Origin of the sequence: Dactylosporangium sp. CA-152071, from assembly GCF_050936335.1 — a bacterium.
GTDB lineage: Bacteria > Actinomycetota > Actinomycetes > Mycobacteriales > Micromonosporaceae > Dactylosporangium > Dactylosporangium maewongense.
In genome coordinates this window covers 1,484,188-1,497,944 of record NZ_JBNJMZ010000001.1, presented here as the reverse complement: position 1 = coordinate 1,497,944, position 13,757 = coordinate 1,484,188, and the positions used below count along the sequence as shown (strand labels likewise).

Here is a 13,757-nt window from a genome sequence, read left to right as displayed (position 1 = left end):
CCGTGGATCGAGCCGCCATCCGGGCGCCGTCGGCGTGTGGCTGGAACAAGGTTCCGGATGCGGTGACGACGCAGCTGTGTCTGGGTTGTGGCCGGCGGTGGCAATCTTCCCTCATACCTTCGCACCCGATATATTGGCTCGCGTGGAGACCCCGCTGCGAGAGCCCACGTTCTTGATCCTCACTGCCCTGGCCGGTGAGCCTCTGCATGGGTACGGCTTGATCGCCGAGGTGGACCGGTTGTCCGGCGGCCGCGTCTCGCTGCGGCCCGGCACGCTGTACGGTGCGCTCGACCGGTTGGTCGACGCCGGCCTGGTGCGTATTGACCACGAGGAGATCGTAGAAGGCCGGTTGCGCCGCTACTACCAGCTCACCGAGTCCGGCGGCGAGGTGCTGGCCGCCGAAACCGAACGCATGCGCCGCAACGTCGATGCCGCAACAGTCCGGTTGCGTGCCATCCAGGCTGCGCCCCGCCTCAGTGGAGGGGTCGCATGAGCCCGGCGGAACGCCGGCATGATCGCCCGGAAGGGCGGGACCAGGGAGGCCCGACCATGACCGATCTGGAACGCCGCTATGCGCGCTGGACGGCGCTGTTCTATCCGGCCGGTTATCGGCGGGAGCGTGGTTCGGAGCTGGTGGACACCTACCTGTCCCTGGCCGCGCCCGACCGTAAGAGGCCCTCGGCCGCCGACGTCGCGGACCTTGCGGTCGGTGGGCTGCGCCGGCACCTGCGGGTCGCGCAAGGCCTCGGTCCCGGTTTCCGGCTCGCCGGCGTGCTCGCGCTGGCCACGCTGGCCGCGTTCGCGACCGGGTGGGCGATCTTCGAGGCGGTGGTGCCCTGGGCGCCGTGGTTTCCGTATCGCGGGCCTTTCTTGTCGTCGCTCGGCGTCCCGGTGTGGGCAGCCTGGTTGCTGGCCGTCGTCGTGTACGTTGTCGCGCCCGGCCGGTGGTTCCGGTGGGCGGTCGGCCTCGCCGTGTTGGTGACTGCGGGAAGCGTCGTGCTGGCTGCGATGCCGACCGGAATGCACCGGCCGCCGCTGCTCGTGCTGCTGCCCCAGGTCGTGCTCGGTGTCGTCGCGCTCGGTGCGGCCGGGCCTCAGCCCCGGTGGGTTCGGCTGATACCGCTCGCCGCCGCGGCAGCGAGCGTGCCGGTCGCCGCCAGCACCGCGCCGCGCTTCGTCTTCTTCGGCGACTTTTACTACGCAGCTGCCCCGACAGCATTGCCTGCCGCTGCGGTGACACTGCTGATCGTCGGGGCGCTGCTCGCGTTCGGCCTGGCCGCCCGGCACGACTACCGCGGCGTCTGGGCGCTGCTGATCCTGCTCACACCGATCGGAATGCTGGCATTGAACTCGCTCGGTGCGATGCTCGACGACAGCGGCGCCGGCAGGCCCGTCACCCCGCCGTGGTCATCCATGGTGGCCGCGTCAGTGCTGGTACTGATGGTCGGCCTGGTTTCGATGCCGCTGGCCATCGCGGCGCGGGGTCGACTGTCGTCAGGTGGCCGGCCGTTCCACACCGACGCGGGTCGTTGCCCAACCTGCGGCGCGCGCTCAGAGTCGGCGTAGGATTCCGGCTCCGGACAGCGGTCCCGAACCACGACCGGGCACGGATTCGCGACTCAGCGCCGACCGAGTACACGCACATCGGCGGAGTCGGTTCAGTGAGCGCCGGACCGTTCTCGTGCCGGCGCGCCACATATGGAGAGCCACACCGGCCCGGCTATCCGCCGGGGTTCAGGCTCAGCCGGTGCCGTTCTGCACCGGATAGTGGATGACGACCGCACCACCGGTGGCGTAGTTGGCGACATCGGCGGTCACCTGCCGGCCCTGTGGAGACGCCCTCGCCGCGGTCATTGCCGCAGCGTCGGCGAACTCGGCTTCGAAGACCGCGAAGTACGGCGTCTGACCCTGCGTCGCTGCCACGTCGAAGCTGTAGCGCCACGCGAGCAGGCCGGGCAGGCGCGTGACCAGCGGGAGGTGGTTGGTCACGTAGTAGTCGCGGAAGTGGTCGGGATCGGTGGGTGTGGGATACAGGACAACCAGCTTGTGCATGACAACCTCCGTTTACACGATCCAGTCGGTGATGAGGGTGCCGGCGCGATGGTGGGCGTTCGGCCTGAGGTGACGACGCCCCACCGCCGGTCCTTCAACAGGCGCAGCACCGCGGCGGCGTCGGGGTATACGGGAAAGAGCACGCCGTCGACGTCGAACAACACCGCCTTGTAGACGCCTCACAAGGCCACCCCTGCCGCTTCGGAAATCGAATCACCTCACCGGACGCTAGTGTATCGAAGATCGAAGCATCAAGAGGGGCGGCACAGGCGATGACGGTACCCAGGCCAGGCCGGCCCGTGCGCGGATCGAGCACCGGGCGACCCCTCATGGCCGCCCTCGACCTCTTCGGCCGTCGCTGGAACCTGCGCGTCGTCTGGGAGCTGCAGCATGGGCCGGTCGGGTTCCGCGCGCTGCGGCAGCGCTGCGACAACATGTCCTCCAGTGTCCTGCGGCAGCGGCTGACCGAACTCCTTGACGCCCAACTCGTCACCCAGCAGCCGGACGCGGCCTACGCGCTCACCGATCTGGGTCGGGGCGCCTGCCAGGCATTGCGCCCGCTCGCCCGCTGGTCCGACGCGTGGGCCTCGGCCCTGAGCGAGGACGGCAAGGACTGAACCCGTGAAGCGCCGCCCCCTGGCGCTTCGGAAACCGAATCGCCTGGAAGGGTGGCCATGCTTATCCGGATGGTGGACGCCCTGCACGACTCGTGCGACGTCGACGACGAACTGTGGCGGTCCGCGCGGGAATTGTTCGACGAGCGGCAGCTGCTCGACGTGCCACTGCTGTGCGGGTGGTACCACGCGATCTGTTTCGCCACCCGCACCGCTCGCGTCGAACTCGAGCCCGGTGCTCCCCGCTTCGTCGACGTCACGGCCGCCTGATGGCCGGCCCGCCGGTGGCAGTGGTGAACGCCTGCACCCGCGATGGGGAAGGCGGCAGCCCCACCGCGGTGGTGATCGACGACGCCACGCTCACCGACGACGACCGTCACGCCATCGCCCGTAGGATCGGCACCTCCCACACCGCGTTCATCGACACCAGTACAGCGGATGCGCCCATGGTGCGCTTCTTCACCAGCGCCGGGGAACTCACGAACTGCGGCCATGGCATCATTGCCGCGCAAGCCATCCTGCTGCACCGCAGCGGCGCCACCGAGCACCACGGCAGCCTGCGCACCGCAGGCCGCACCTTCGCCACGACCGCCGTCCGCCGCCACAACGGCATCGAAGTCCGGTTCGACCAAGGCGTCATCGCCCTGGCGGACTACGCCGACGCCACTGCCGGCGGCATCATCGCGGCCCTCGACCTGCAACGAGCGGACATCGCCGCCGACGTACGGGTCGCCTCGCCCGGCACGCCACGACTTCTCGTCCCCGTCCGGGATCACCTGACGCTGCAGTCCATGCGGCCCGACTTCGGTCGGTTGGCAACCGAGTGTCGCCGGCTCGGGTATCTCGGCTGCTTCACCTACGCACTGTCGCCGACCGCAAGAACGGCCGCGGCCCGCATGTTCGCCCCCGCGATCGGCGTCAACGAGGACATCGCGAACGCCAACAGTGTCGGCTGCCTTGCCGCCCACCTGCTCGACACATCCGGCAATGGCGACATCGACATCCACCAGGGCGACACGCTCCGGAGACCGTCATCGATTTTCGCCAGCGCGACATGTACTGGATCCGGCATCGTCGCCAGAATCGGCGGAGTGGTCGACCTCGGCCCGCCCATCGATCTCCGTGCGCCAAAGCCGTCGAGCCACCTTCCCTGCCGATGATCGGATGCACGGTCATCGGCAGTTCAGCGCGCCGGTCGCCGCGTGACCTCATCGCGCGGCGTAACGGACGCGGTCAACTCGCGTTCACCCTCGGCGGCAGATGAGCGCGCCGAGCTGCGGACGGGTCTCGCGCCAGTCAAGCGACTCAGGGGGTCGCATTCCGGGCGCATGCGATCAAGAATTCTGCCTATGGGATGGTCGCTTGCTACGCCTCCGCTGTTCGCGGCGCTCGAACCGGCTCGCCGAGTCCTGTTGGCGGGAGCGGGGGGTGGATTCGACGTGTACGCCGGGCTTCCGCTGGCGTTCGCGTTGTGGGATCGGGGTGTCGAGGTCCACTTGGCCAATCTGTCCTTCGGGCCGTTGACGCTGGTGCCACCCGAACAGTGGCTGGAGCCCAACGTCGCTGCCGTCACGCCGGACGTCGCACGGCGTGTCTCGTACTTCCCGGAACTGGCCCTCGCCCACTGGCTGGCTGAGCAGCGACTGCCGTCGACCGTGTACGCGCTGCGCCGAACTGGGGTGCAGCCGCTGCGCGCCGCGTACCGCAATCTTGTCTCGTCGCTCGGTGTGGACGCGATCGTCCTGGTCGACGGCGGCACCGACATCCTGCTGCGCGGCGACGAGTCGGGGCTGGGTACCCCGGTCGAGGACATCGGCAGCCTGGCAGCGGTGGCCGGGCTCGATGTACCGATCAAGCTTGTGACGTGCCTGGGCTTCGGCATCGACGCCTACCATGGGGTGAACCACGTTCAGGTCCTGGAGAACCTCGCGGCGCTCGACCGCGACGGCGGCTATCTCGGCGCGCTGTCCATCCCGAGCGACAGCCGCGAGGCAGCCCTGTATCGCGACGCTGTCGCAGCCGCGCAGGCCGCGACACCGCAGCGGCCGAGCATCGTGAACGGCCAGATCGCAGCGGCGCTGAGCGGCGAGTCCGGAGACACCGGGTTCACCCGCCGACTGTCCGGGTCCACGCTGTTCGTGAACCCGCTGATGGCAATGTACTTCACCGTGGAGCTCATGGCGCTCGCAGCCAGATGCCTGTACCTGGACCGGCTGGAGGAGACACCTACGGTTCGGCATATCGAGGTCCAGATCGAGCAGTACCGCAGCGGCGTCGACAGGCGCATCCCCAGGGCTTTCCCGCATTAATTGGACGGCGCTTGGCCCGCGCCATCCGCATCTGGCCGATGAGCGAGCACCTGATCTTGACAGCGATGCGCCATCCGTCCGTTCCTGCACTACCTGCCTTCGCACCCGCTTCCTCAGTCCGGTCGCGCTGTCGCCGCGGCGTTGGCACTCGGCGTCGATCCACGTGCTGCTGCGCGGCGACCTTCCACTGTGGACGTTCAACTCGGTCAGGGTGACCGTGCTGGCCACCGTTGGCCTGGTCTTCGTCGACTCCCTGGCGGCTACTCGCTGGGCTGGCGCGGTCCGGGGGCATCGTCTTCGACTGCGTGGTGTCGGTGCTTACGGTGCGGCCGATCGTCCTCACTGTGCCGCTGGCGCGGTCCGCGCCAGCACCGAACACTAGGCGCTCCGGTTGGCCTGTCGGCCCTGGGACCGCGACGGCGCGGGGGCCAGACGTTGCCTACCCGGTGATGATGGCTGGCTCGATCCTGACCATCATCCCCATGGCTATCGTCTTGGTCGTCTTCCAGCACTTCTTCGTCCGCGGAGTGGCGCAGTCCGGCGTGGAGCGCTGACCGGGGCCGACGTGTGCCCGCACAGGTGTGGTGGCCGCGCGAGGGGGCAGAGCACAAGGTATGGCGAGGTACAAGGTGGGCTACATCGTCGGCAGCCTCGCGGCCGCCTCCATCAATCGTGCGCTGTCCAGGGCGCTCATCCGCCTGGCCCCGCCGGAGCTGGAGTTCGTGGAGATTCCGATCCGCGACCTGCCGCTGTACAGCTACGACTACGACGCCGACTTCCCCGCCCCGGCCCGGGCGTTGAAGCAGGCCGTTGCCTCCGTCGATGCGGTCCTGTTCGTCACGCCGGAGTACAACCGCTCGATCCCCGGCGCCCTGAAGAACGCCATCGACTGGGCGAGCCGGCCCTGGGGCGACAACTCGTTCACGCGCAAGCCGTCGGCCGTGATCGGCGCGTCCCCGGGCAAGATCGGCACCGCGATCGCGCAGCAGAGCCTGCGCAGCGTGCTCGGCTACTGCAACTCCCCCCAGATGAACGCCCCGGAGGCGTACATCCAGTTCCGGCCCGGCCTGATCAGCGAGACGGGCGAGGTCGGCGACGCAGGCACGGAGCAGTTCCTGCGGAAATTCATGGCGGAGTTCCACGGGTTCGTCGCCCAGGTCATGACGGCGCTGCCCCGGGCCGGGGCGCGCAGGGCGGAGCAGCGGCGGCCGCCCGCCGCTGGCGAGGCGGACGCGCTGGTGGTCGGCGCCGGTCCGGTCGGCCTGATGGCCGCACACGAGCTGCTGCGCCGCGGGATCGCCGTGCGGCTGGTCGACGCCGCATCCGGCCCGGCCACGACGAGCCGGGCCGCCGTGATCCATCCGCGCACCATCGAGATCCTGGACCAGCTGGGGCTCTACGAGGAGTTCAACGCCCGCGCGGTGCAGGGCAGAGGGATCGCCTTCGACGCCGACGGCCGGCAGTTGGCCTCGATGGACCCGTCGTTCACCGGGCACGCCACGCGCTTCAACCGGATGTGGCTGCTCGACCAGGCCATCACCGAGCGACTGCTGCGCTCGGCGGTCGAGCGGCTCGGCGGTCGCGTGGAGTGGGGTGTCCGGCTGACCGGCGTCGAACGGGACGCCGGGACGGTACGCGCGACGCTGGATCACGACGGCAGGGTGGAGGAGACGACGGCGCCGTGGCTGGTCGGCTGCGACGGCGGGCACAGCACGGTCCGGGAGCAGCTGGGCGTAGTGCTGAAGGGCGAGTCCACCGAAACCTGGCTGATCGCGGACGCGGAGATCGACTTTGCGCGGCCGGTCGAGCACGACCGGATCCGCTGGATCCGGGCGGACGGCGCGTCCATGATGCTGTTTCCGCTGGTCGGCGAGCGCCGCTGGCGCCTGCTCGACACTGTCGACGTCGACTACGGGGGCGATGACGACGCGGTCGCCGAGCGGTTCGCCAGGAAGCTCAGCCGCGGTCTGGGGACCGAGGCGCGAGTGGAGCGCCCGACCTGGGTGTCGGTGTTCACCATCCAGCAGCGCGCGGCGCCTGTCATGCAGTCCGACCGTTGCTTCCTGGCCGGCGACGCCGCGCACGTGCACAGCCCGGCGAGCGGACAGGGCCTGAACACCGGCGTGCAGGACGCCTTCAACCTGGCCTGGAAGCTCGCCGCGGTGATCCGGGGCCTGGCCGGCCCGAGCCTGCTGGACACCTACAGCGCCGAGCGGGTCCCGGTCGGGAAGGCCCTGCTCCGCTCGACGCGGACGGCGACGGAGCTCGTGGAGCTGCGCAACGCCGTGATCGACGAGCACCTGCCCGCCGTGTTCGAGGTGGCCAATGCATGGCCCCCGATCTTCCAGGCACTGAACCGGAGCCTCTTCGGGGCGATGTCGGGCCTCGGCATCGCCTACCGGACGAGCCCGCTGACGGTACCGGACACCGACACGCTCCGGCCCGGGCCCGCCCCCGGGGAGCGCGTGGTGCAGGTCCGCCACCCCGAGGCGGACACCGCCGGCTGGCGGAAGCTGTTCGACGCGCTGCGCGGCCCGAGCTGGCTGCTGGTCACCGCAGACCAGACCACCGGCGGTCAGGAACTCTCCCTACCGAGCCTGGCGCAGACGTGCGCCGTCGGCAGGCCCGCCTCCGACACGCTCGGCCTCGAAGATGGCGGGTGGCTCCTCGTCCGGCCCGACGGCTACGTAGCCGCCCGCGGGCATGGCCAGGACCAACTCAACCGCGCTCACTGCCGCATGCCACTGTGAACGCCGAGACGACGCTGGCGGTTCGCGCGCACCGCCGCAGCGGATCGGGCGGCTCCGGGGATCCGCGACGCGCCATTCGGGGAACCCTACCAACCATGATCAGGCGCGCACACATGCCGGTGAGCGCCTGATCTTGGTCGGACGCCAGGAGTTTGACGTTATCCACCCGCTCCCAGGCGCACGCCCGGCATCGGCGCTCTGACCGGCCGGCGTAAGTCCGAATCCGTACGAACCTGGCTCACTGCAGCTCGACGACGACGGATCATCGCTATCTGACCAGGTTGTGGTGATCATCGCTTGTTGGCTGCCGCAGTATTAACCACTCGACATACCGGTTCATGGCGAGGCACGCTGCTCGCCGTGTGCTGGACCCCGTTGTCCTTGCCGCCGAGGCCGACGCAACGACAGGCGCCGGATCCTTGTTGGCCGGCACGCCGGTGCTTGCGCTCGTGGGTCGAAACGGAGGGATGAAGGGTTGGCCGGCCTGAGCATCGTCGTGTGCCTTCCGCCGGATTCGGTGGCGGACGTCGTCGCCGCGCTCGACAGTGTGATGGCGCCGTTCGAGGCGATGCGGGGCTTCGCCCCGGAGCGGGACCAGTGGGAACGGTGGTCCATCCGGGGTGGCTCTGACGGCTTCGGGTTTCGGGTCCTGCCGGGTATGGAGCACGATCCGCGCCTCATCCACGATGAGCCCCACTGGCAGCACGGTCCCCAGCCGAGTTTGGCCGGTATGTGTGCGGGCGGCCCGAGAGGACTGCTTGACCTGGCGGGCCCGGTCGCCGACGCGGAGATCGCGGCTGGGCGGCTGTGGGACCTGTTCCACCAGCTCCGCGGCGAGATGCCGACCGTCCTGCCGCTGGAACACTTCAGGACGCTACCGGAAAACCAGGTCCGTTACATGCCCGTCGGCGGTAACCCTGAGCAATACCCGTTGCAGCCGAACCACAACTTGACGCAAGCGCTGCAGCAGTACCGAGCGCAACCACTGATCCAACAACTCCGCGCCGCGCCGTGCTTCAGCGCGGGCGTGGTCCGCGAGCTGCCGGACATGCTGCCGTGGTTCGCGCTGCCCCGCGAGGAGTATGTGGCTCAGCGGGCCGAGGACGCGTTGCGGCATTCCGAGCTGCTCACGCTCGACGGCTGGTGGATCGAGCGGAACTATCTACCGGTGCATGGAGCCTGCGAAAGCCTTGACACGTGTCCGCACCGCGCCGACCGGAGCGAGCCATGGACGCGAGCGGAGATGGCCGCCTACTTAGAGCACCTGGCCGAGGACGTCATCATCGTCCAGCTGCATTGCAAGGTCTGAACAGCCGTTAACTGGACATGGAGCCGCGAAGAGCGCGCTGTATGCGGCTGTAGTCAGCTCGGCAGGCCTCTCGACAGAGCGGCGGGCGTCAGCTGTTGGACACGTGGACGAAGAGGTCGGCGAGCGGGGTTGCGTCCAGGTCGGCCGCGATCTCCACCATCACTGATGAGGCGCTGTCGGCGGCGACGGAGTAGCCGCCGAGGAGCCGGCCGTCCGGCCAGCCCCACGCGTCGGGCGTGCGGGTGACGAACGTCGGCGGCCTGTCCCCAGCGGCGATGGGCTCGGACTGTCGCTCATGTCGGGCACCGTACCCGGCCGCAAGCTGAAACGCCGTCCCCGAACCGCGAACGACGCAGCATGTGGCGATTGAATGGGTGCGCGCTCATGCCCCTGGTCGGGCGCTGCCATCGCCAAGTCGTCCCCGTCCGTAGTGGGACCTGGGGCCGTGGCGTTGGGTGACGCGCCGGCGGCGGCGCAACGCGAGCCACAGTACGAGAACACCGAGCAGCAGCACCGGTAGTACGCCTGCGATGAGCTTGACGAAGAAGGGCGGAAGAGGGCCATAGTCCGGGTTGCCGGCGTCGCGGAACTGGCCGGCGATCGCCAGGTGGGCCGCGACGTCGAGTTCACCCACCCCGTCCGGGGTCTCCAGCAGCACCATCGGGGCCGTGGCAGCCGGGGCGAGCTCGATGAGGCGCGCCCGGATGCTGTCGTAGTCGGCATTCGGGCGCCAGAAGTATTCGCGGAACGGTTGCAGCGGCGGCGCGCCTCGCCGGGACACCCCCGCGACGGCGATCGCGGTTCCGTCGTCGCGCCAGCCGATGACCCGCAGATAGCGGGCGTCCACGTCCCGGAGGGCAAGGGCTGGCTCGGCCGTGCCGGTGATGGCGTCGAACGGCACGAGCCGCCAGGACCGGCCGTTGACGAGACGGACGGTGACGAATGAGCGGCCGTCGGGCCGCCAGGCGCCGGGCCCGGCCAACGCCTCGTCATGCAGCGGCACCGTAGCGTACTGCGCGAGGCTGGTGCCGTCGAGGCGGTACAGGTTGAGCTGGTCGCGCACCTGCAGCGCGAGGCGGCTGTTGTCGGGCGACAGCGCCGCGACGACCGGCGTCTCCTTGTCGGTGTTGTCGATGCTGGCGGTCTCGGCCCGGCTGACGAGGTCATAGACGACGATCCGGCTCTGCCAGTGCTGGCCGCCGTCAACGTAGGTGGTGGGGCCTCTCTCGTAGTAGATCAGCAGCGTCCCGTCCGGGGAGAAGGCCAGCGGACTGCTGTTGGGAAACGTGAGCGAGACGCCACGATCGGGCCGCAACGACTGCACCGTCCCGCTCCGCGCGACGAGGTCGCCGTCCGGGGACAGCAGCGCCTCGTATCCGATGGCCCAGGGTGTGGAGTCGTTGAACACCCGGTAGCGGTCGCTGCCCGCCGCCACCACGGCGAAGCGTCCCTCGGCGATGCCGCCATGGGTCGCCCTGCCGCCGAAGATCACGGCGGCGGTGCCCGGCGGCGACTGCTCGACCGACGCGGTCCAGATCTTCGGCTCGTGAAGCGTGCGCGGCAGGCCGACGGTAACAGCCCCGGGGCCGCCCGGCACGCTGGTGCCGCCGGGGCGGATCGCCAGACCGAGTGACAAGGTGAGCAGCAAGACCATCACGGCGACGCCGCGCACCGCCCACCGTCGCCTGGCGCGCTTGTGGGCCCGGTCGAAGAAGTCGCCGGGCACCGCCGCGGCCGGTGCCTGACCGGCGAGCATCCGCAGGTTCTCGCGCAGCGACGTCTCGGTGTTCACATTCCCACCTCCACCTTCTGGGTGACCAGCTCGCCGAGCTCGGGGGCGAGCCGACGCAGGCGGTCGAGGGCGTGTCGGGTCTGGCTTTTGACGGTGCCGATCCGGCAGCCGAGGCGTACCGCGGTCTCGGCTTCGCTGTGGTCCTCGTAGAAGCGCAGCACCAGCACTGCCCGCTGGCGCGGGGTCAGCCGGCCGAGCGCCTGGCGCAGCACCACGGCCACCTCGGGATCCGGGCCGGCGGGCGCCTGCCGTTCGGGCAGGTCTGCGGTGAGCGTCTCGACCACGCGAATCCGGCGCTTGCGCCACCAGCTCACGTACTGCGTGTAGAGGACGCGGTACACGTACGCCCGCGGATCTTCGATCTTGTGCCAGCGGGTGACGGCCAAGGCGAGTGCGGTCTGCACGAGATCTTCGGCGTGGTGGCGGTCGCCGGTGAGCAGAAATGCCGATCTCATCAACGCATCGCTCTCGTCGCGGACGAAGTCGTCGAAACCTCGTCGCGCCGCATCGTGCTGTCGGATCACAGGTCCTCCCTCACACAGTACGACGCCTGGAGGGCGGCCATCGGAGGGAAGGAACTGCCCGGCTTTCGCCAATAGGCGATGTGTCGAGCGAGGCGGCGGTCGGCGAGGCGACCGATCGTGGAGCATCGGGCCGGGTTGCAGGCATCGGCTGTGCGAAGTCGCCGGTGTCGACCTCCGGGAAGGGCATGATGGACACACCGGTACCGTGCAGCACCGGTGCGCGGATGGTTCCGGTCTGACCGCCGGGCTGGGTGCGGTGTTCGAGTCGGACAAGGTGCCGGCGAGGCGATGGCCTGGGCCTGCGGCGGCTTGATCAGGTGCGCGCATCGTAGCCGCGATCCGATCGCTACGGGGCGCAACTGTCCGGGCTGGCTGCGGCGCGCGGAAGCCGATGAGCGGATGTTGCCGGGTTGGTCAGGTGGCAGTCGGGGGCGTGGGCAGGTCCGTGCGACCAACTTTTGTGTTTCACCGTTCGCCGGTCCTGCCGGTTTGTCCGGCCTCGACATGCCGAGGCCGGAACCTGCCTGGAACCATCAGAACCATGACGACCTTCCGCCTGCTGCGGCAGACGAATCGCTTCTCGCGATTCGCTCAGGTCACCGTCGAGGTCGCGGCGTCGAGCCGGTCCGAGGTAGAGGTGACCGCCGTCGCGGTCGACGAACACCGGCGGGAAGCTGAGCTGGGCGCTCGGTGGGCTCTGCGTGGACTGCCCGTGGCGGCGAGGGTAGTCGTGACCGCCGTGGTCATCACCGAGGTCGACACCAGCGTGGGCGACGTCTACGAGGCCACTGCCCGCGCCGTGTGGCAGGAGCTGCGGGTCGAGCACCGGGTGCCGTACGTAGGCTTCAGCGATTCCGAGATAGTCACGTCGTGGCTGAAAAGCATGGTGGGCCGACGGCTCGACGCCGTGACGGAGGCCCGGCACTGGTACGAGGGACGGCGTGGACCGGACGCTGAGAGCCTGCTCCACGCTTGGCTGTTCTTCGATTGCGCGATGCCGGTCGGTCTTCACGGCCGCGGCGACCAACTTCTGCTCGCGAAGGATTATCCGTACCGTTCCTACGACATGGACGAGTACGGAGAGGCCAGGGTCGGCCCGGCACGGCGTCCGGACGTGCTGTCCGGGTTCATCGGCGCTCGGCTCACCGACGGCGCCGTGATCGTCGGCCACGTCGGCCACGTCGGCCACGACGGCGACGCGGTCGCTGCTGGCCTCGTGCTGCGGTTTGAGAACGGCGACCTCGTTATCGGCACGCTCGGCGACGAGTGGGTTCTCGCCGTCGGCTCGGTGCCGGCGGCCGCCCACGACTGGACGGTGCAGCGCTTCGTGCATGACGGCTGCCAGTAGCCGTTCCTTCTTCATCTCCCAGCGGATCTGGCTGCGCATGCCGACCTTGCCCGTGTCATACCGGGTGCCCGCCCGGAGCTGGCGGGATCCGTTCATTCCGCCAGTAGTCGGTGCGCCAGCCTGCCATCACCCAGAGCCGATAGAGACCATCCGCTCATACCGCGAAGGGCGTGCCGCGTGCAGGACTGGGCTGGGACTACAACCTGTCCTTCTCCGGCAGCGCCACCACCGGCCCGCACGACACCACCTCCATGGGCGGCGGCCGCTTCCCCGGCGGCGGCAACGGCGGGGACTTCCAGCCGCCGGCCGGCATGCAGCTGCCCGACGGCATGCGACCACCCGCGGGCATGGGCGGCGGCATGGGCGGGCGCGGCGGCTTCGGCGGCAACAAGCTCAAGGAACGGTTCCTGGCCAGCAAGGCATTCACTTCGACCTATGACGACGCCTACCGCGCGCTGTACAAGAAGATCTACGCCGGCGCGGACGCCCTGAACATCCTCGACGGCATCACCGCGGTCCTCGGCACCGTCCAGGGCAACAACGCCGAGAAGACCAAGTCCGACGCCGAAACGCTGCGCACCCTCATCGTGCAGCGAACCGAACACCTCGCCGGCGACAGCGTCATCACCGGCGGCTGACCGATCAGCCCCGCGAACCCGCACCCGGCGACCCCGGGTGCGGGTGCTGCGCGGCATGCAGCGCAGCGGCCCGCATCCCCGCCGCGGCGAACTCGATCCGCTGCGCCGGCAACTCCAGCGCCGTGCCCTCCGGCACCGCGAAACTCAACGCGACAACCCCGTCGACCCGCACCGTGCGCACCTCCACCGCGGCCGGCACGCCGACGGTCCGCAGCCACCGCTCGGCCTCCCGCTCGTCAGCGTGGCCCAGGCACAAGCCGAAGTACCGCATCGCCGGCACGGACGTCCCCATCCGGCGATGGTGCCGAGCCGGGTGAACGGCCGCGGGTCGACCAGTCGACGGGCCCGTGAACACGCCGGATCGTCCACGTGGTGCTGACGTCAGCGGGGTGATGGCCGGGGCGACCGCGAGCGGGCTGCG

Annotated in this window: 14 protein-coding genes; 10 read left to right on the top strand and 4 right to left on the bottom strand. The window is 69.7% G+C overall.

The annotated features are described in order from the left end of the window. Nucleotides 1–142: 142 nt before the first annotated feature. Both ACQEVZ_RS06270 and ACQEVZ_RS06265 read left to right on the top strand, forming a co-directional pair. Nucleotides 143–493, top strand: a complete 351-nt coding sequence (locus ACQEVZ_RS06270; protein WP_344506030.1) for a PadR family transcriptional regulator — start codon at nt 143–145, stop codon at nt 491–493. 56 nt (nt 494–549) lie between these two features. Then, nucleotides 550–1,566, top strand: coding sequence for a hypothetical protein (locus tag ACQEVZ_RS06265; protein ID WP_433362502.1), 1,017 nt, complete (start codon nt 550–552; stop codon nt 1,564–1,566). 174 nt (nt 1,567–1,740) lie between these two features. On the opposite strand, the gene ACQEVZ_RS06260 is transcribed toward ACQEVZ_RS06265, so the two are convergent. Next, nucleotides 1,741–2,052: an EthD family reductase gene (locus tag ACQEVZ_RS06260; protein WP_344506032.1), complete on the bottom strand. Its 312-nt coding sequence runs from the start codon at nt 2,050–2,052 to the stop codon at nt 1,741–1,743. 329 nt (nt 2,053–2,381) lie between these two features. Between ACQEVZ_RS06260 and ACQEVZ_RS06255 the strand changes: the two genes are divergently transcribed. The 6 genes from ACQEVZ_RS06255 to ACQEVZ_RS06230 all read left to right on the top strand — a co-directional run bounded on the left by ACQEVZ_RS06255 (nt 2,382) and on the right by ACQEVZ_RS06230 (nt 9,034). Then, entirely contained in the window at nt 2,382–2,669 is a 288-nt protein-coding gene (locus tag ACQEVZ_RS06255) for a winged helix-turn-helix transcriptional regulator (protein WP_433362499.1), read from the top strand. A 69-nt stretch (nt 2,670–2,738) separates the two neighbouring features. After that, entirely contained in the window at nt 2,739–2,936 is a 198-nt protein-coding gene (locus ACQEVZ_RS06250; protein WP_433362496.1) for a hypothetical protein, read from the top strand. Beyond that, a complete protein-coding gene (locus ACQEVZ_RS06245; protein ID WP_433362493.1) occupies nt 2,936–3,826 on the top strand; it encodes a PhzF family phenazine biosynthesis protein in 891 nt (296 codons plus the stop codon). Before ACQEVZ_RS06250 ends, ACQEVZ_RS06245 begins: the two co-directional genes overlap by 1 nt. Nucleotides 3,827–4,105: 279 nt before the next feature. After that, entirely contained in the window at nt 4,106–4,975 is an 870-nt protein-coding gene (locus ACQEVZ_RS06240) for a DUF1152 domain-containing protein (RefSeq protein WP_433362490.1), read from the top strand. A gap of 614 nt (nt 4,976–5,589) precedes the next feature. After that, complete coding sequence (locus ACQEVZ_RS06235; RefSeq protein WP_433362487.1) at nt 5,590–7,725, top strand: FAD-dependent oxidoreductase; 2,136 nt, start codon at nt 5,590–5,592, stop codon at nt 7,723–7,725. A gap of 475 nt (nt 7,726–8,200) precedes the next feature. Next, entirely contained in the window at nt 8,201–9,034 is an 834-nt protein-coding gene (locus tag ACQEVZ_RS06230; RefSeq protein ID WP_433362484.1) for a hypothetical protein, read from the top strand. 382 nt (nt 9,035–9,416) lie between these two features. On the opposite strand, the gene ACQEVZ_RS06225 is transcribed toward ACQEVZ_RS06230, so the two are convergent. Both ACQEVZ_RS06225 and ACQEVZ_RS06220 read right to left on the bottom strand, forming a co-directional pair. Continuing rightward, on the bottom strand, nt 9,417–10,826 hold the full coding sequence (locus ACQEVZ_RS06225; RefSeq protein ID WP_433362481.1) for a hypothetical protein: 1,410 nt from the start codon (nt 10,824–10,826) through the stop codon (nt 9,417–9,419). Further along, nucleotides 10,823–11,281, bottom strand: a complete 459-nt coding sequence (locus ACQEVZ_RS06220; protein WP_433362478.1) for a SigE family RNA polymerase sigma factor — start codon at nt 11,279–11,281, stop codon at nt 10,823–10,825. Before ACQEVZ_RS06220 ends, ACQEVZ_RS06225 begins: the two co-directional genes overlap by 4 nt. Before the next feature lie 610 nt (nt 11,282–11,891). Here ACQEVZ_RS06220 and ACQEVZ_RS06215 point away from each other — a divergent pair. After that, on the top strand, nt 11,892–12,698 hold the full coding sequence (locus ACQEVZ_RS06215) for a hypothetical protein (protein WP_433362475.1): 807 nt from the start codon (nt 11,892–11,894) through the stop codon (nt 12,696–12,698). Nucleotides 12,699–12,868: 170 nt separating this feature from the next. Then, on the top strand, nt 12,869–13,336 hold the full coding sequence (locus ACQEVZ_RS06210) for a hypothetical protein (protein WP_433362472.1): 468 nt from the start codon (nt 12,869–12,871) through the stop codon (nt 13,334–13,336). Nucleotides 13,337–13,340: 4 nt separating this feature from the next. Here ACQEVZ_RS06210 and ACQEVZ_RS06205 read toward each other — a convergent pair whose 3' ends face one another. Then, entirely contained in the window at nt 13,341–13,628 is a 288-nt protein-coding gene (locus ACQEVZ_RS06205; RefSeq protein ID WP_433362469.1) for a hypothetical protein, read from the bottom strand. Between the last annotated feature and the right edge of the window lie 129 nt (nt 13,629–13,757).